Annotated in this window: 14 protein-coding genes; 2 read left to right on the top strand and 12 right to left on the bottom strand. The window is 71.0% G+C overall.

From position 1 onward, the window contains the following. Positions 1-52: 52 nt before the first annotated feature. The 11 genes from ABFX54_RS36140 to ABFX54_RS36090 form a co-directional block, all read right to left on the bottom strand. Entirely contained in the window at positions 53-694 is a 642-nt protein-coding gene (locus ABFX54_RS36140; RefSeq protein ID WP_346111206.1) for a DivIVA domain-containing protein, read from the bottom strand. Then, the gene (locus ABFX54_RS36135) at positions 691-1,812 is read right to left on the bottom strand and encodes a globin domain-containing protein (RefSeq protein ID WP_346111205.1); all 1,122 of its coding nucleotides are present in this window, start codon (positions 1,810-1,812) and stop codon (positions 691-693) included. The genes ABFX54_RS36140 and ABFX54_RS36135 overlap by 4 nt, the downstream gene beginning before the upstream one ends. Beyond that, positions 1,813-2,187 (bottom strand): group I truncated hemoglobin, encoded by a 375-nt coding sequence (locus tag ABFX54_RS36130; RefSeq protein WP_346111204.1) that lies wholly within the window; start codon positions 2,185-2,187, stop codon positions 1,813-1,815. Between the two features lie 105 nt (positions 2,188-2,292). Continuing rightward, positions 2,293-2,424 (bottom strand): hypothetical protein, encoded by a 132-nt coding sequence (locus ABFX54_RS36125; RefSeq protein ID WP_346111203.1) that lies wholly within the window; start codon positions 2,422-2,424, stop codon positions 2,293-2,295. Between the two features lie 375 nt (positions 2,425-2,799). Further along, positions 2,800-5,808, bottom strand: a complete 3,009-nt coding sequence (locus ABFX54_RS36120) for a glycosyl hydrolase (protein ID WP_346111202.1) — start codon at positions 5,806-5,808, stop codon at positions 2,800-2,802. 79 nt (positions 5,809-5,887) lie between these two features. Continuing rightward, positions 5,888-7,702 (bottom strand): right-handed parallel beta-helix repeat-containing protein, encoded by a 1,815-nt coding sequence (locus tag ABFX54_RS36115; protein WP_346111200.1) that lies wholly within the window; start codon positions 7,700-7,702, stop codon positions 5,888-5,890. Beyond that, positions 7,699-8,466, bottom strand: coding sequence for an RraA family protein (locus ABFX54_RS36110; RefSeq protein ID WP_346111199.1), 768 nt, complete (start codon positions 8,464-8,466; stop codon positions 7,699-7,701). Before ABFX54_RS36110 ends, ABFX54_RS36115 begins: the two co-directional genes overlap by 4 nt. A gap of 8 nt (positions 8,467-8,474) precedes the next feature. Continuing rightward, the gene (locus ABFX54_RS36105; RefSeq protein WP_346111198.1) at positions 8,475-10,379 is read right to left on the bottom strand and encodes a DUF8034 domain-containing protein; all 1,905 of its coding nucleotides are present in this window, start codon (positions 10,377-10,379) and stop codon (positions 8,475-8,477) included. Between the two features lie 2 nt (positions 10,380-10,381). After that, positions 10,382-11,188: a carbohydrate ABC transporter permease gene (locus ABFX54_RS36100; RefSeq protein ID WP_346111196.1), complete on the bottom strand. Its 807-nt coding sequence runs from the start codon at positions 11,186-11,188 to the stop codon at positions 10,382-10,384. Next, positions 11,185-12,114, bottom strand: coding sequence for a carbohydrate ABC transporter permease (locus tag ABFX54_RS36095; protein WP_346111195.1), 930 nt, complete (start codon positions 12,112-12,114; stop codon positions 11,185-11,187). The genes ABFX54_RS36100 and ABFX54_RS36095 overlap by 4 nt, the downstream gene beginning before the upstream one ends. A 55-nt stretch (positions 12,115-12,169) precedes the next feature. Beyond that, positions 12,170-13,441, bottom strand: a complete 1,272-nt coding sequence (locus ABFX54_RS36090; protein WP_346111194.1) for an ABC transporter substrate-binding protein — start codon at positions 13,439-13,441, stop codon at positions 12,170-12,172. Between the two features lie 161 nt (positions 13,442-13,602). Between ABFX54_RS36090 and ABFX54_RS36085 the strand changes: the two genes are divergently transcribed. Next, positions 13,603-14,667, top strand: a complete 1,065-nt coding sequence (locus ABFX54_RS36085) for an FCD domain-containing protein (RefSeq protein ID WP_346111193.1) — start codon at positions 13,603-13,605, stop codon at positions 14,665-14,667. A gap of 8 nt (positions 14,668-14,675) precedes the next feature. On the opposite strand, the gene ABFX54_RS36080 is transcribed toward ABFX54_RS36085, so the two are convergent. Continuing rightward, a complete protein-coding gene (locus tag ABFX54_RS36080) occupies positions 14,676-17,138 on the bottom strand; it encodes a glycoside hydrolase family 95 protein (RefSeq protein ID WP_346111191.1) in 2,463 nt (820 codons plus the stop codon). 140 nt (positions 17,139-17,278) lie between these two features. Between ABFX54_RS36080 and ABFX54_RS36075 the strand changes: the two genes are divergently transcribed. Continuing rightward, positions 17,279-18,121, top strand: a complete 843-nt coding sequence (locus ABFX54_RS36075) for an amidohydrolase family protein (protein WP_346111190.1) — start codon at positions 17,279-17,281, stop codon at positions 18,119-18,121. The last annotated feature ends 8 nt before the right edge of the window (positions 18,122-18,129 follow it).

The following is an 18,129-nucleotide window of genomic DNA, read 5'->3' as shown; positions in this document are numbered from 1 at the left end:
GGTCAGTCCCGGCCCGATGAGGAGCGGACGGTCCCGGTCTGATGAGGAGCGGTCAGTCCTGGCCCGACGAGGAGTACGCGGCGGGCCGGCCCGTGTCGGGCAGCTTGCCGAGTTTGTTCACCTCGTTCGTCAGCCCTTCCAGCACCGCCCGCAACTGGACCTGCGTGACCTCCGCGAACGTGCGCAGGTAGGCGATCCGCCGTTCGAGCTCCTCGGCGTCGGCCGACTGCTGCGCGCCGCTCGACCGGTAGACGTCGACCGCCTGGTTGCCGGCCTCCTCCGCCCGCTGCTGCGCCTCGTGCAGGATCTGCTCGTACTGGTGGCGCGCCTGGCCCACCAGCCGGCGGGCGTAGTCCTCGGCCTCGGCGATCTGGGCGTCGGCGGTCTGCTGGGCGCGCGACAGCAGGTTGACCGCGTCGACGTTCAGCTTCTTGGCGCCGGAGTTGTCGACGTCGGTGCCGCGCTCCTTGTACCAGTTCTTCAGCCGTTCGACCTCGGCGCGCAGGTCGGCCTTCTCCATGTCGCCGGTGGCGATGTCGTCGGCCACGCGGTACAGGAAAGCCCGTACCTCGTCCTCGCTGTATCCGCGGTGCCCGAGCTTGGTGCGGGAGAAGTCCTTGTTCCGCACGCGATCAGGGGTGAGGCGCCGCTGGTCGTTCGACGGGCGCTCTCCCCATGGCGTCTCTGTCGTCACGGCTCCCTACCTCCAGCAGTGGTGAACTCGTCGAAGCGGATCAGCTCGGGCGGCACGCCGGCGTCGAGGAGCCGGGCGACGGAGTTCTGCACCATCTCCTCGGAGCCGCAGACGAAGACGTCCTGGCCGCGCCACGCCTTCAGCGCGACGTCCACGGCGTGGCCGTGCTCACCGCTGTAGAAGGCGTCGCGGGACACGACGGGCACCACGCTCAGCCAGGGGTTCTCGGCCTCCATCTTGGACAGGGCCTCGAGGTCGTACAGCTCGCGGGAGGTCCTGGCGCCGACGAAGAGGCGGACGCCCCGGGGCGGCCCCTCGTACGCCACCTGCTCGACCAGCGCCTTGAGCGGCGCCAGGCCGGTGCCGCCCGCGATGAGGAGGAGCTCTTTGGACTGGTTCTGGCCGAGCGTCAGCCGGTCGCCCACCGGGGCGCCGACCTTGAGGATGTCGCCGCGCTGCGCCCCGTGGACCAGGGCGGTGCTGACCACGCCGCCGTCGACCACGCGTACGTGCAGGTCGATCGTGTTGTCGCGGCGCGGGGCGTTGGCGAAGGAGTAGAAGCGCCACAGCTTCGGCCGCAGCGCGACCGAGATGGAGGCGGACTGGCCGGCGCGGAAGGCGTACTGGTAGTTCAGGCGGGCGCGGATGACCGCGATGCCGGGCGCGCGCTCCTCGTGCAGGATGATCTCGCCCTCCCACCAGGGAGGCGTGACGGCTGAGGACTCCTCGGCCGCCTCGGTCATCACCTTCGCGACCAGCCCGTACGCCGCCGTCCAGTCACGCGCCAGGGCCGGCGTCCAGCGGTCGCCGAGGAAGTGCTCCAGCGTCGCGAGCAGCGCCTGCCCGACGGCCGGGTAGTGCTGGGCGACCACGGCGAACTTGCGGTGGTCACGGCCGAGCTGCTGGAGGAACGGCACCACCTCGTTCACCCGGTCGACGTTGCTGACGACGTGCCCCAGCGCGTTGACGAGCCGGTCGCGCTGGGTGGCCATGGACACCGGGAACAGGGCGCGGGTCTCCGGGTACATGAGGAATAAGGCGGAGTAGAAGAACAGCGGCACCTGGTCACCCGACTGGGCGACCAGTTGCCAGCTGCCCTTCAGGGCTTGCGTGTCCACTTATCCCGCTGCCCCTACGGGCTTTTCCACGATGGAGCCGCGCACCTGGCCCAGCACGGTGGCGACATGCTCGACGAGGCCGTCGTCGGCGCCGAAGTCCTCGCGCAGCACGGTGACCAGGATCTGGCCGACCCGCTCGTAGTGTGCGCCGGTGATGCCCATTCCCCGGTGGGCGTCGCCCAGGTCGTGACCTTCGTAAACTTCCGGGCCACCGAGGACGGAACACAGCAGCATGACCATGTGCCGCTTGAGCCGGACCATGTCGACGCCGTCGAAATACGGCTTGAGCTCGGCGTCGTCAAGCACGACCACATAGAAGCGGTCGACCACGTCGCGAATGGTCGAAGCGCCGACCTGCTCGTAGTACGAAGCCATGGGAACTGCAAACCTCCTGAATGAAACGACATTTTCCTGCGTATCAACGCGCGGTTAATTCGCCGGTTCTGTGGTGTCGCCGAATCCCTTCCGACTGGACTCTCCTCAGTCGGATGCCTGGGTACCCTCCTCGGCGGAGGCCTCGCCCTTGAGGCGTACGCGGGTTCCGGCCCAGGCCCGTACGCTCATGACCTCGCCGTCGCGGCGGCTACCGCGTCTGGTCCGAGTGCCATTCATGCCCCCATGATGCGGACTCTGCGCCGGGCCCTTACCTGTGCCGGCTCTTAACCACCGGATTTTCCGAGCACGTGAAGATGTGTCAGAAACATTAGGGGGTGAGCAGACCGCCCGCAACCCGTATGGAGACGGCAATGGCCGGTTTTCGGACGGCCATTCCGTCTTTCGCGGCTATTCCACGCGGAGGGCTCGATACGGTCGGTTCGGGGAAGAAAGCACGCGCCATGGGTGACTGAATGCGCGCACCCGGCCGCGAAACGTCAACATTACCGTGCGGCCGGGCCGGGAAACGTCACGCGATTCGGCCTTCATGATTACGAAGCGTCGATCCGGCCGGGCCCGTTTGGAGCGCGAAAGGTTGATCCGGCGGTCCGTTCAGCCGGCGGCGGCCTCTCCGTACGGCACCAGCCTGGCCGGGCCGAGCAGACCGTACGGCTGGCGGGTCAGCCCGCCGTAGACCTCCGGGTCCGCGACCCTGAGCCGGTTGCCGAGCGGGGTCGCGACCTCCACCTCGACGGTGTTGGAGCCGCGCCGGAGCCGCGAGCCGAGATCGATCACCGGGTGGAGCTGGTCCACCGGGTCGAGCCGGCGGCCGTTGACGGTGACCCGGCAGGTGTCGGTGACCTCGCCCAGCTCCAGGTACGCCGGCGAGCCGTCCCAGTCCAGCCGCGCCGTGTACGTCCCCACCCCTGAGGCGTCGGCCAGTTCGGGGATCTCCGGCCAGGGGACGAGGCGGTCGAGCTGCACCGTGTGCACCGTCTTCGCCGTTCCCGCGGGTCCGGGACCCCAGGACTCGACCCGCAGCCACCACGAGGTGAGCTCGACGGGGGCGGCGACGGGGCCGATGACGGTGGTGACGGTGCGGCCGTCGGACAGGGTGGTGGTGTAGGTGCCGGGCCGGGCGGCGCGGACGAGCAGGCGTCCGGCGGGGGAGAAGGTCACCTGGTCGGCGTCGGTGCTGGTGGCGTGCGTACGGGCGCCCGCCGCCCTGGCGCCGGACGGGCCGGACGGGCCGGGCGAGGCGGGCGTGCCGAACAGGCCGGGGCGGGCGATGGCGACGATCCGGGCCTGGCCGGGGCGCAGGGCGACCCGCAGGCGCACCCCCTCCTGCCCGTCGTCCGCGTACAGCGCGACCCGGGTGACCCGTCCCGTCCACGGATCCAGCAGGTACGGCACCCCGTCACGATCGGTGCGGGCCAGCGTGACCTCGTGGTCGATCGGGGCGACGGGAGGCTTGACGTTCTCCTGGTGCCTGCCGTTGCACAGGTAGTAGTAGTCCACGTCCCCGTCCACCCGGCGCAGGGTGAGCAGCGTGGACGGCGTCGCGTACCGCACGTCGGGCCGCACGCCGAGCGAGGCGAGCGCGGCGGGCACGTCCGTCTGGGCCGCGACCGTCCGCACCGTGGGTTCGGAGGTCAGCGACGAGACGAGGGCGCGGAGCCGTTCGTCGTCGCCGTCGCGCGGCACGCCGGGCACCGAGGCCGCCGACCAGTCGCCGAGCAGGACGACGGGCAGGCCCGCGCGGGCCAGCTCCAGCAGCCGCCGGGCCGTCGCGAGCGTCATCGTGCACTCGCCGGCGTAGAAGCGGTCGCCCTCGACGAGCAGGGCCTTGTACGCGGGCCCGCCCAGCCGCCCGTCCCTGACCCGGGCCGTGGGAAGGCCGAGGAGGGGGCCGCTGACGAACTGGTGGGTCCACCCGGTGGGCACGCCGCTCGCGGTGAACCAGGAGGCGCCGATCCCGGTCTTGGTGTAGCCGGTCTGCCGCAGCACGGCCACGTCCACCCGCGGCACCCCTTGTCGCATGATCAAGTGAATTCGCGCGAAATATCGGGAAACGTCGTGGATGTGGGTCCAGGTCGGCTGGCGCGGCCCCCACGACTCCGCGTACCCCGCCTTGCCGTCGTACGGCGTGAACGCCGCGAACCCCGGCCACGCCGCCCCCGGCGCGCTCGCGTACGAGAAGCCGTGCAGCACCGTCTGGTTGAGCCCGGCCGCGTACGCCCCGCCCATCGTCAGCAGCAGCTTGCGCCAGGTCGTGGTGTAGGCCCCGCCCTGGTACGCCCCCGCCTCGCAGGACAGCACCTCGCCGCCCGCCAGATCCCGGCCTCCGGCCAGGCAGCGGTAGTCGTCGAGGTTCTTGAAGCCCAGCGACTCGCCCTCCGGCACGTCGAGGATGGCCGCCGCCTCGATGGCGTCGGTCCGCAGCCCGTAAGGCTGCGCCCGCAGCCGCAGCCCCAGCGAGCGCGCCCAGTCGCGCAGCCGGATGAAGTGGTGCTCGTTGAGCAGTTCGGAGACCGTGTCCCAGAAGTCCTTGCGGGCGTGCCGGGTCAGGACGGCGTCGTAGGCGAAGACCGGGTCCTCGTCCGCCAGCACGACCACCGGCAGGTAGGGCGCCAGCGCGTACCCGCGCCGCCGCTCGAACTCGGCGGGCAGGTCCGGCGTCCACGGCAGCGCGTCGCTCTCGATCTCGATGGAGTCCTCGAACAACGCCCCGCCCGAACGCCGCAGCAGCCCGCGTACGGCGGGGGTGAGCAGCTCCGACGTCCAGTAGTCGATCACCGCCTGGGTGCCGGCCCGGCTGAAGTGGTCCACGACGTAGGACTCGGGCGCGGTGTGCGGGCCGGACTCGGGGCGCTGGCCGGTGCCGCGCTGCCAGTAGGAGATCAGCAGCCACTCGCCCTCGGCGGGCGCGGTCCACGTGAGGTTGTCCCCGTTCACGGGGACGGTGGTGACGGAGGAGGGGTCGAGGCCGGTCTCGTCGCGGGTGGAATGGGCCGGTTCGATCCTGGCCGCCTGGACGAGCAGCAGCTCACGGACGGGCTCGCCGTCGACGGCGGGCGGCGGGACCGGCCCCGCGTACCTGGCGCCGGCGGCCACCGCGACGGATCCGTGGGCCAGCTCCTTCGCCGCCGCCGGATGGCCGGGGGTGATCGTGGGAACGGCCGCGGGCCAGGAGGGGCCGATGGTCAGGTCGATCGACAGCCCGCGCCTGGCCGCCTGGTCCAGCGCGGCCTCGACGCCGGCGTTCCACACGGGGCTGCCCCAGCCGTGTCCGGCCGGGTCGAGCAGGGACTTGTCGCGGATGCTGTGGTGCACGGCCGCGATCTCCGCGCCGCCGAAGCCGGCGTCGGCGAGCTGGTTCACCTCGCGCCGGATCTCGGCCGGATCGACGTGCCCGTCCGGCCACCACCACCGCACCATCGGCCGCACACCCGCCGGCGGCCGGGCGAACCGGCCCGCCGAGACGGCGGGAGAAGCCGGGCCCGGGAGAGCACCCAGGACGGCGGGGGCGAGGACGCCGAGCGAGAGGAAACCACGCCGCGTCAGCGGAAAAGTGCGGGACAGTTCAGCCGGAGGGAGATCGTGCCGGGTCGGGTCGTTCACGGGCGCTCCAGGAAGCCGTTCCTGACAGGGGGGTCGCCGGTGGGACGGGGGCGCCGGGCCGGCCCGGCGCCCCCACGAATCAGGCCGGGATCGGGTACGGGAACGCGCTCGTGACGCCGATCTTGTCGTACTCCATCTTCGAGCTGTCGAACCCGTCCTGCCAGTCCGAGTTGCTCACCTCGTTGCACTGGTAGGCCTGGTACTTCTGGTCGCTGACCTTGCCCACCTGCACGTTGCTGATGGCGAACCCGCAGCCGCCGGCGTCCATGTGCACGCCGCGCGTCCCGGAGTCGGGCATCTGCCCGGCGGGGTCGTTGATCACGTCCCCGATCACCATCTGGTCCACGTAGTTGTCGATCGGGTGCGGCTCGACGTTGTGCACGCCGTAGGTGTAGAAGGCGCCCATGTCACCGCTGTCCAGGCCGGTCTCCTCCAGGCGGATGTAGGAGAAGCGGTTGCCACGGGCGTAGTTGTCGGCGTTGGCGATCTCGGGGCGGACCTCCAGGCTGATGCCGTAGCGGGCGCTGTGCTTGACCACGACGTGGCTGACCGTGTTGTGGCCGGTGCTCATCAGCTCGATGCCGGACGCGTCGCCGGGCACCAGCTCGCCGACGTGGTCGATGTACGTGTTCGTGATCGTGTGGTGGCCGGAGATGTCCCCTTCGCCGGGATAGCCGCCCTCCACCTTGATGCCGTCGCCGCCGAGGTTGGCCAGCAGGCTGTCGCTCACCTTGACCCGTTCGTTGGCGAAGAGCATGAAGACGCCCGTGTAACCGCTGTCGGAGATGCTCAGCCTGCTCAGGTCGATGTCGCGGGTGTTCTCCAGCGTGATCATGCCGAACCGGTTGCGGGGCAGCTCGATCTGCCGGTCGTAGACGGGGTACTTGTGCACGACGCCGGAGTCGCCCGCGTCGTTCCACCCGTACCGGTACCAGTCGACGAAGTCGGAGTACTGCAGGGCGAGCCCGTCGAAGGCGAGGTTGCGCACCCGCTGGTCGGGCGAGGAGCCCTTGAGCGAGACGAGGGTCTTGACGGTGGGCGCCATGACCTTGTCGATCGAGGTCTTCGGCCAGTAGTAGACCTCGCTGTTGGCGAAGTCGAAGTAGTACTCACCCGGCTGGTCGAGGAAGCGCAGCGTGTTCTGCAGGAAGTAGCGCGAGCCGCTGCGGCTGTTGACCAGCGCGAACCGGGAGGAGTGGTTGAAGGTGAAGAAGTTCTTGCGGAAGTCGGCGCCGCCCAGCGGGATGGTGTCGCTGAACCAGCTCCACGAGCCGCCCGACCAGACCACGATCTGGGAGTTCTTGTCGAAGTCGGGGTCCCACTCCTGCGGGATGTCCTTGGGGTCGAAGAACAGCCAGGTGTGCTGCGCCTGGTACTCCGCCTCCGGCGTCACCGAGAACAGGTAGGGCGACCACAGGTCGTCGGCGCTGCGGTTGGGGTGGCGGGCGGTGGTGGCGCGGGCGCCGTCCTCGAACAGCGTGTAGAAGGTACGGTCGACCTTGGTCTTGTAGATGTTGTCCTTGTACTTCTGCCAGCCCGTCAGCGGCCTGGCCCCGAGCAGGCGGGCCTTGCCCGGCCCGTCGGCGCTGCGATAGGTGATCTTGTGGCCGTCGCGGCCCGAGTCGGCCTCGGTGAACTCGATGGTCTTGTCGACCACGTAGTCGCCGGCCTTGACGTTGACGACGACGTCGCAGTTCGTCAGGTTCTTCTTCGTCCTGAGCTGGTCACGGGCCTGCTCGATGGACTTCCACGGCCTCTTCTCGCTGCCGTCGGCGCGTTCGCCGCCGGACGGGGACACGTAGAAGTCGCAGGTCTTGGCGGTGGCCGTGGCCGGCGTAGGAGCCGTCAAGCCGCCCAGCAGTAAGACCACCGCGCCTATGGACCTGAGGATCACTGGCTCTCCTTAACATCCCGCCACCGTTCGAACTCGGCGCGGGTCTCGGGGGTGAGGGGGTAGTAGTCGGAAAGGGTCGCGCCCTCCTCGATGCGGCCGCGGCTGAAGAGCTCCCACTGCTCGTGGTCGGCCGCGGCATCCAGCACCGACGCGGCCCGCCGCAGCGGCACCACCACGGCGCCGTCGTCGTCGGCCACGCACAGGTCTCCGGGCAGCGCGAGCGAGCCGCCGACGGCCACGGGCACGTCGTACGCCCACGGGAACAGCTCCGCCTGCGAGGCGTAGTGCGGGGTGGCGCCCGTGCACCAGATGGGCACGCCGAGGCCGCTGACGCGCGGCAGGTCCCTGATCCGGCCGTCCACGACGATGCCGGCGCCGCCCCTGCGCTTGAAGTAGCGGACCAGCATGTCGCCGAAGCAGCCGGTGTAGGCGCTGCCGTACGCCTGCACCACGAGCACGTCGCCGGGCCGGATGTCCTCCAGCACGTGCCACAGGGCCGTGTGCCGTTCGACGTACTCCTGACCGAGCCCGGAGGCGATGTCCTCGCGCTGCGGCATGAACTGCAGCGTGCGGACCCGCCCGGCCAGCTTCTGGCCCGGCGCGATGGGGCGCGGCCCCTCGATGAAGGTGCGCCTGATGCCCTGGGCGTGCAGCTTGGCGCAGGCGGTGGCCGAGCTGATCCGGGACAGCCCCGCCACGAGAGCGGGATCGGGCGCGGCGGGCAGCGACCCCCGAACGGGGAGATCCCAGATGGCGTCGTCCATGTAACTCCTCAGTAGTGCTGGTGCGACGGCGTGCGGACGCGCGCGGTCGTGTGCAGGTCGAGCCGGATGCGGCGGCCGGGCGGCAGCTCCACGAGCAGGCGCGGCCCGTCGACGGGCACGTCGTGCTCGGTCTCGGCGATGGGAGGCGGGGTGTAGCCGCGCGGGTCGCCCGGATAGCCGTCGCCGGCCCGGGTGACGGTCGCGCGGTCGATGCGGTGCTCGCCGAACGCGCCCGCCTGCAGCACGACCCTGCGGGTGCGGGTCAGGCTGAGGTTGACCAGCTCGACCTCGACGCCGCCGGGGCGGACGGAGCCGACCAGCGCCGCCACGTCCTCGGGCAGGCCGGGACGGTGGCGGTCGGCGTCGAAGTAGGCCAGCCGGGCCGGCAGCAGGCCGCCGTTGTAGAGCACCTGCGGGGTGCCGGTGACGAGCTGCAGCAGCGCCTCGGTGACCACCGGGTTGAGCCGCTGCCAGTGGTGCACGTGGATGGTGGCCAGGTCGGCCTGGTCGGCGTCGATGAGCGCCATGCGGCGCTGCACCTGGCCGAGCGCGGCGGTGAGCATGCGCTCGGGGAAGCCGGGGTTGGCGCCGCGCAGGTACTCCAGCCACGGGGCCTCGTGCCCGGCCTCCTCCTTGTTGCGGAACGGCCGCACGGTCGTCCAGTCGTAGCCGGAGCCCTTGCGCACCCGGTCGAGCCGGTCGGCGTCGGCCCCGGCCAGGCTCATGTGCCAGAGCCAGACGGGCAGGCCGAGCTGCGGCGGCTGGAAGTCGAACCAGCCGCCGCCGTCGTGCCGGTTGGGCACCAGCATGGTCGGCTTGCCGGCCTCGTCGCCCAGCTCGGCCAGCCAGCGGTCGCTGATGCTCATCTCGGTCTCGGTGACGCCGGCCTGGATCGCGCGCTCGTACACGGCCTCCAGCGGGTCGCGGCCGATGGCGAGGGCGGCGTCGTCGCCGGTCAGCAGGTGGGCGTTGACGGCGGCGACGGCGGCGGCGGCTCCGACGCTGTAGAGGCCGTGCGGCCACTGCCAGCCGTAGTGGCCGCCGTACCAGCGGCCGTCGTTCAGCTCGCCGACGACGCCTGACGGGCCCACGTTGTCGGGGATGACGCCGCCGTTGGCCTCGGCCCTGCGCTGCCAGGCGCCGATGTAGCGCAGCGCCCAGTCGCGGTAGCGCTCGTCGCCGTCGTACAGCCAGGCGTTGACGGCCAGGCTGGTCGCGGCCAGGTTGACGGCCACGTCACCGCGGCCGATGCGCTCGCTCATCGCCGCGCCCATGCGGGCGGCGTTGCACGGATCGCCCAGGTCCTCCCAGGACGAGATGCCCGGCAGGTCGCGCAGCGGCAGCCCGAACGGCCGCATGCTGGTCAGGTCGGTGTGGTAGGAGGCCCACTCCCACTGCAGGCCGTAGCGGGGGCCGCCGGCGCCGTTGTGCGGGGCGCGGATGATCTCGTGCTCGGCGTCGTAGTTGGCCGAGCCGGGCAGGTACAGGTCGGCGAAGCGGCGGGCCCGCTCCCGGAAGCGCTCGTCGCGCGGGTCGGCGGCGCAGATGCCGTAGAAGAGCAGCATCGACTCGCCCTGGTGGAACCAGTCGTAGCCGCGCTCGTACTCCTCCACCAGGTAGCCCAGCTCGGTGAGCTGCGTGGTGACGCCCTCCCAGTGGTGCTTGGCCGCGTCGAGCAGGTCGTCGGCGCCGCCGAGCTGGTAGAGCGCGGGCCAGTTGAAGAACGCCTCGTAGAAGTCGTCGGCGCCGTCGCGGTCCGCGGCCGGGCCGTGGTAGATCAGCCGCCCGTCCGGCCCGCAGTAGCGGGCGGAGAAGGCCCGCCACGCCTCGTCGAGTGCGTCGAACAGCCGGCGCTCCAGGACCGCCCAGGCCGGCGGCACGCCGAGGGGCACGGTCGCCTTGATCTCGCGCATGTTCACCCTTTCGTAGCTCCTGCCGTGAGGCCGCTGATGATGTGCCGTTGCATGAAGACGAAGAAGATCAGCAGCGGGGCGATGGCCAGCAGCAGCGTCGGGAAGACCACCGTGTAGTCGGTGGAGTACTGGCTGACCGCCGCGTAGACGCCGGTGGTGACGGTGTAGAGGCCGCTGCCGGGGCCGAGGATGATCTGCGGGTTCACGAAGTCGTTCCACACCGAGAACGTGTTGAGGATGACCATCGTGGCGACCGCGGGCCGCATGAGCGGGAAGACGATCTGCCAGAACGTGCGCAGCCTGCCAGCCCCGTCCACGGCCGCCGCCTGGTCGAGCACGGCGGGGATGGTGGCGATGTAGCCGGCGTACAGGAAGATCGAGAACGGGATCGTGAGCGTGGTCTCGAACAGCACGAAGCCGCGGATGGTGCCCATCAGGCCTAGGGTCTTGAGCACGTACACGACGGGGATGACCAGCACCTGGCCCGGGATGAACGTGCCGGCCAGGAAGAACAGCATGAGCACGCGGAACCTGCGCTTCGGGCTGCGCGCGATCACGTACGCGGCCGGGGCGGCCAGCCCCACCGACAGCACGTTGACCGCCACCACGAACAGCAGCGTGATCGCGTACCCCTTGACCACGTTGAACTGCGGGTTGGTCAGCGCCCTGCCGAGCGGTTCGAGGGTCAGGCCGCCGAGGCCGAACGGGTTGGCCAGGATGTCCTGCTGGCCCTTGAACGCGTTCGCGGTGAGCACGTACAGGGGGATGAGCATGAAGGCGGCGCTCGCCCACAGGAAGGTCTTTCTCACTGGTGCACCGCCAGTTCGCCGCGCCTGCGCAGCTTCGTCACCACGAACGCCAGCGCCGCCGTGACCAGCATGAGGATCACCGACTGGGCCGAGCCGAAGCCGAGACGGGCGTCGTGGAAGGAGTTCCAGAGGATGAGGTAGGCGACGGTCTGCGTCTGACCGGCCGGCCCGCCCGCCGTGAGCGAGACCACCAGGTCGTACGTCTTCAGCAGCGTCACCAGCGACAGCACGATGTTCACCGTCACGGACGGCCCCAGCGCGGGCAGGGTCACGTTCCTGAACACCTGCGCGCGGGTGGCGCCGTCGATCCGCGCCGCCTCGATCAGCGAGTGCGGCACCGCCTGCAGCCCGGCCAGGTACAGCACCACGTTGACGCCGAACCCGGCCCAGACCAGCACCGCGATCATGGTGACCGTGGCCCAGACCGGGTCGGACAGGAACGGGATGACCTGCCCGCCCCACGTCGTCACCAGGTTGTTGACCGCGCCGGTGGTGCCCAGGATGGCCGACCAGAGAAAGCCGACCACCAGGGCGCTGAGCACGTGCGGGTAGAACAGCACGATCCGGAAGAACGTGTTGGCCTTCGACGCCCCGTTGACCAGGAGGGCGAAGCCGAGGCCGAGCAGGTTGAGCCCGGCCGTGCCGGCCGCCGCGACCAGCAGCGTCACCAGGGAGGCGCGCTGAAGCTCGGGGTCGTCCAGGAGCTTGACGTAGTTGGCGGCGCCGACGAAGGCGGGGTCGGCGCTGAAGCCGTCCCAGTCGGTCAGGCTCAGGTAGAGGGCCAGGCCGACCGGGATGATCAGCATCACGACGTAGAGGACGGTGGCGGGCGCCACCATGAGGGCGTTGGCCCATCCGTCGTGACGTCTGCGCCGCTCCGGGGCCGCGGCCCCGGTGACCGGGGGCGCTTGCCTGGTGAGGGTCATGAGAACTCCTCCGCCGGCCTCATGGCCGGGGTGCTGCGTTCGTCGGCGAGCCGGGTCATGCGCGTCCGGCCAGCCAGCGGTCGACGCCCTCGGCCACGTCCTTGGGCGACTTGCCCACGTACAGGCCCTGGACCTCGGTGTTCCAGGCGGAGTTGAAGCCCTTCGGCAGGGTGGCGTCGCCGTAGCCCTCGCCCTGGGGGACGCCCTGCGGGGCCTGGTCGAGGATCTCCTGCACCTGCTTCTCCAGCGGGGTGAACTCGCGCTCGACGCCGGTGCGGAAGTTGCCGTCCTGGGCGAGCTGGCTCTTGACCGCCGCCGGGTCGGTGACCAGCCACTGGACGAGCTTGAGCGCCGCGTCCTTCCGGGGCGTGGACTTGAGGATCATGTACGGCGCCGCCAGCGTCGCGCCCTGCGGGCCCGGGTAGGTCTGGCCCTTGTCGACGGGGGCGGGGAAGACGCCGACCTCGAAGTCCTTCTTGGCCTTGGCCTCGGTGGCGGTGAACCAGCTCCCCATGACGTACATGCCGGATTTGCCGGACAGGAACTGGGTCTCGGCGTCGGCGTACTTCATGCCGAGCGCGTTCTTGTCGACGTAGCCCTTGTCGATCCAGGTGCGGTAGCGATGCAGGTAGGGCAGCAGCGACTCGCCCGCCTTGATCTTGCCCGCCTTGACGTCCTGCTGCCAGGCCGGATGGGTCTGGGCCCGGCTGGGGTTGGACAGCTGCAGCACCTGCAGCCCGGTGAGGAAGTCGCCGCCCGTCTGCAGCGGCAGGTAGCCGGCCTTCTTCAGCTTGCCCATGGCCGCGTCGAACTCGTCGAACGTGGTCGGCGGCTGCTCGATCCCGGCCTTGGTGAAGGCGGCCTTGTTGTAGAAGACCAGCGACTGGGCCTGCACGCCGACGCCGACCGAGTAGATCTTGCCGCCCAGCCTGGCCTGCTCGGCCAGCGGGGTGTCCTTCGCCCACGGCTGATCGGTCAGGTCGAGCATCTGCTTGGCCAGCGTCTCGTCCGCCATCAGCGTCTCCACCACGTCGGGCGCGTTGCCGGCGGCGAGCTGCTGCGGCAGCGTGTCGGCCACGCCCTTGCCGGTCGGCGCCTCGATCTTGACGTCGATGCCGGGGTTGGCCTGCTCGAACGGCTTGACCAGCCCGTCCCAGTACGCCTGGGTGAGGTTGGGGCTGATGTTGACCAGCATCCGGAGGGTGATCTGGCCGCCCTCGCGTCGCTGAGCCTGGGAGTCGCCGGCGAAGCCGCCCCCGCCGCAGCCGGTGAGCAGGAGCACGCAGCCGAGAACCGGTAGGACGAGGGATGGACGGGGGGAACGCATCGCACCTCCAAAGGGGCGAGATCTGCGACGCCTTTTAATGGGTCGTTACTCGATTAGCGATTATTTAATACGTTGGTCACATGGGCCCGTCAAGGGGAAACGTGACGCTACAAATATGTGTACGGTGCCTTGCTGAGTCATAAGTACGTTAAGCTCGGCTCGTGGCAGGACGTGAAGCCGACAACCGGCTGACTTTGGGCGCGGAGGAGCTGGCGACGCTGCGGGAGTGGGCGGGACGCACACCGGAGGGAGGGCTGGCGCTGCGCAGCCGCATCGTGCTGGCCTGTGCCGACGGCCTGTCCCGCAAGGAGATCGCCGCCGGCCTGGCGGTGAGCCCGGCGACGGTGGCGAAGTGGCGGGCCCGGTTCGTGGAGCGCGGCCTCGACGGGCTCGCCGACGCGCCCAGACCCGGCCGCCCGCGCAGCGCGGAGCGGGCCGAGGCCGAGCGGGTGATCGCCGCCGCGGCCGAAGGCGCCGCCGTGCCCTCCACCAGGACCATGGCCGCCCAGCTGGGACTGTCGCAGTCCACGGTGGCGCGCATCTGGCAGGAGCAGCAGATCGCCCCGCCCGCGGCCCGGCTGCTGCCCAGAGAGCTGCTGTCGGACCGCGTCTACGCGCTCCTGCGCGGCTGGATCGTCTCCGGCGAGCTGCTCGCCGGACAGCGGCTGGTGGAAGCGGAGATAGCCCGGCGGGTCGGCACCAGCCAGGCCCCGGCCAGGGAGGCGATCAAGCGGTTGGCGCACGAGGGGCTGGTCATCTCCTATCCCAACCGGGGAAGTTACGTCGCGGAGATCTCCGACGAGCAGGCCAGGGAGGTCCGCGACATCAGGGTGTTGCTGGAGGAGTATGCCGCACGCGGCGCCGCCGCCCGCATCCAGCCCGACACGTTGCGGCAGCTCACGGCCGATGTGATGGCCATGCGCAAGGCCGCCAAGGACGGCGACATCGGCGGTTTCCGCGACGCGGACCTCGCCTTCCACCGCCGGGTCTGCGCGGCCTGCGGCAACTCCTTCCTGCTGCGGTTGTGGCGGACGATCGAGTCCAACCTGTGGAGCCTGCACGTGGTGGGCAACCCTCTCTACGACGGCGACTGGACGGCGATGGCGGGCCACCACGACGACCTGGTGGCCGCGCTGGCCGCGGGCGACCCCGAGGAGGCCGCCCGCCTGTTCGCCGCCCACGCCCGCGGCGAGGCCTCCCGCACCCGCCCCAGGGCCCGGCCCTAGAGGCTGGCTCAGGCCGACGGCACCACCTCGTACGTCGCCCCGCGCCGGGTGCCGAGGACGACCACGCCCGCCTCGGGACGTTCGACCTTGACCGGCCGCCCGCGTTCGGTGACCGTCACCGCTCCGGCGGTGCGCAGCGTCAGCTCGCGGCCCAGATCGGAGCGGATCCGGCCACGGCGCAGCGCGCCGCCCGCCCACTCCAGGTCCACCTCGAACCCGCCGCGCGCCCGCAGCCCGCGCAGCGACCCGGCGGGCCAGGCGGACGGCAGCGCGGGCAGCAGGTGCACCTGGCCCGCGTGGCTCTGCAGCAGCATCTCCGTGATCCCGGAGGTGCCGCCGAAGTTGCCGTCGATCTGGAACGGCGGATGCAGGTCGAACATGTTCGGCGCCGTACGGGCCGGGATCAGCAGGTTCGACAGCCGCTTGTACGCCTCCGCCGCGTCCAGCAGCCGCGCCCAGAAATTGATCTTCCAGGCCAGCGACCACCCGGCCCCCGCCTCGCCGCGCAGCTCCAGGGTGCGCCGCGCGGCCGCGGCCAGCTCGGGTGACAGGCGCGGGTCGATCTGGTGGCCGGGGAACAGCCCCCACAGGTGCGAGATGTGCCGGCTGCGCGACAGCGCCGCGTCGCCCCGGTAGTCCTCCTGCCACTCCTGGATCTGCCCGAGGTGGCCCACCTGGTTCGGCACGAACCGCGCCCGCGCCTCCTTCACCCGCGCCCGCAGGCCCGCTTCCGTGCCGAGGACCTCCGACGCCTGCTCGAAGGCCCCGAACAGGTCGCGCAGGATCTGCATGTCCATGGTCGGGCCCGCGCAGATGCTGACGTTCTCGCCGCCGTCCTCGTGGTGGCCCACCTCGGGCGAGTGCGACGGGTTCGTCACCAGGTAGCCGGTCCTGGGATCGGTCTGCAGCGTGTCGAGGAAGAACTCCACCGAGCCCTTGATCAGCGGGAAGTGCTCGCGCAGCCGCCGCTCGTCACCGGTGTAGAGATAGTGCTCCCACAACGTCAGGCACAGCCACGCGCCGCCGGTCGGCCACACGCCGTAGAAGGCGAAGTCCACGGGCGCCGTGCCGCGCCAGCCGTCGGTGTTGTGGTGGGCCACCCAGCCGGCGGCCCCGTAGTGCGTCTTCGCGGTCCGCGCGCCCGTCTCCGCCAGGTCCCTGATCAGGTCGAACAGCGGGTCCATGCACTCGATCAGGTTGCCCGGCGCGGCCGGCCAGTAGTTCATCTCGCAGTTGATGTTGATCGTGTACTTCGACTCCCAGGCGGGCGCGAGCGAGTCGTTCCAGACGCCTTGCAGGTTGGCGGCGTGGCCGGGCGCGCGGGAGCTGGAGATGAGCAGGTAGCGGCCGTACTGGAAGTACAGGGCGGCCAGTTGCGGGTCGGTGTCGAGTTTCTGGCGGGCGATGCGCTCGTCGGTCGGCAGCGCGACGGCCTCCGAGGTGCCCAGGTCGATCTCGACCCGGCCGAACAGCTCCTGGTAGTCACGCAGGTGCCGGCGTCGCAGCACCTCGTACGGCCGCCCGCTCGCCTTGGTCAGATGCCGCCCGGCGACCTCGGCGGGATCGCCGCCCACGTCCTTGAAGCTGCGGTAGCTGGAGCCCATGGAGATCAGCAGCGTGACCTCGTCCGCGCCCTCGACGGACAGCGTGCCCCCGTCCGTGCCGACCGTGCCGCCCTTCGCCTTGGCCTCGGCCAGGGCGCGGAAGCGGACCTCGCCCTTCATGCCCTGGGTGTCGCCGCTGACGCCGTCGATCGCGATCGTGGCGCGGCCGGCCGCGGACGTGGTCGTGGCCTGCGGGCTGGAGAAGGCGGCCGTGAACGTCACCGAGCCGGGCTTGTCGGCCGTGTGCCGGACCACCACGACCTGGTCGGGGTTGCTGGCGAAGACCTCACGGGTGTGCCGCACGCCGTCACGGACGTACGTGACCGTCGTGACGGCCCTGGTGAGGTCGAGCTCGCGCCGGTAGTCCGTGAACTCGGCCGAGCCCGGGAAGGTCAGCGTGAGGTCGCCCAGCACCTGGTACGGCGCCTGCTCGCTGGGCCGGCCGAGGAACTTCTGGTCGGCCAGGTTCTGCGCGGCCTGCCACTTGTCCTCCCAGACCCACTGCCTGATCCGCGGAAGGGCGGCCAGCGCCTCGGGGTTGTCGTAGTCGTGCGGCCCGCCGGCCCAGATGCCGTCCTCGTTGAGCTGCAGCCGCTCGGTCTCCACGCCGCCGAAGACCATGGCGCCGAGCCGGCCGCAGCCGACCGGCAGCGCCTCCAGCCACTGGGCGGCCGGGCGGGTGTACCAGAGGGTGAGCGGGTTGCCCCGCGTGCCCGCCCGCGCCGGTCCGGCGGCGACGCCGTTCACGAGCAGGGATCCGGCTGCGGCGCCCAGCCCGGTCGCGAGCACGCCTCGTCGTGTGTAGCCCTCGTCGGTGTCGCCGGTGCCGTTGGTCCTGAGAGTCCTGATGGTCCCGTGATCGGTCACGGTCGCTCCTGTTCCGATGGGGGGGGTTCGGCGCACTCGCCCGAGATCGGGGGTCGCCATACGTCGGATGTATCTCTACGCTTGTCCTGGTTTTCTGTCCAGAGTCCACGTGATTTTCCGGAAACATTGGAGGTCTTGGGATGAGTCGTATCGACGCCCACCACCACGTCTGGGATCTGTCCGCCCGCCCGCACGCCTGGCTGGAGCAGCGCAAGATGGCGCCCGTGCGGCGCACGTTCACCCTCGACGATCTCGCCGGGCCCGCGGCGGCGGCCGGCGTGAGCCGCACCGTGCTGGTGCAGGTGGTGGCCGACGCCGCCGAGACCAGGGAGTTCCTGGCCCTGGCCGCAGGGTCGCAACTGGTCGCGGGGGTCGTCGGCTGGACCGACCTCACCGCGCCCGGCGCCGCCGACGCGCTCGCCGAGCTGACCGCGTTGCCCGGCGGGCTGGTCGGCGTGCGCCACGGCGTGCAGTCCGAGCCCGACCCGGCCTGGCTCAGCCGGCCCGATGTGCGACGCCGGCTGGCCGCCGTGGCCGCGGCCGGGCTCGCCTACGACCTGCTCACCCTGCCGCACCAGTTGCCCGCCGCCATCGACACCGTGACCGCGCTGCCCGAGCTGACGTTCGTGCTCGACCACCTGTCCAAGCCGCCGATCGCCGCCGGCGAGCTGGAGCCGTGGCGCGGCCGGATCAGGCAGCTCGCCGCCCGGCCCAACGTCTACTGCAAGCTGTCCGGCCTGGTCACCGAGGCAGACTGGACCGGCTGGCAGGTGGCCGACCTGCGGCCGTACGCGGAGGTCGTGCTGGAGGCGTTCGGGCCAGAGCGGGTGATGTTCGGCTCCGACTGGCCGGTCTGCCTGCTCGCGGCGGAGTACGGCCAGGTGGCCGCGGCCGCCGACGAGCTCTGCGCCGGCCTGTCGGACGCGGAGCGGGCCGAGGTGTTCGCCGGGACGGCGCGCAGGGCGTACCGGCTGGAGGGGTAGCCCCCGGC

Source organism: Nonomuraea maheshkhaliensis (assembly GCF_039529435.1).
GTDB classification, from domain to species: Bacteria; Actinomycetota; Actinomycetes; order Streptosporangiales; family Streptosporangiaceae; genus Nonomuraea; species Nonomuraea maheshkhaliensis.
The sequence above is the reverse complement of the archived record's forward strand: the minus strand, read 5'-3'. Positions and strand labels throughout refer to the sequence as shown.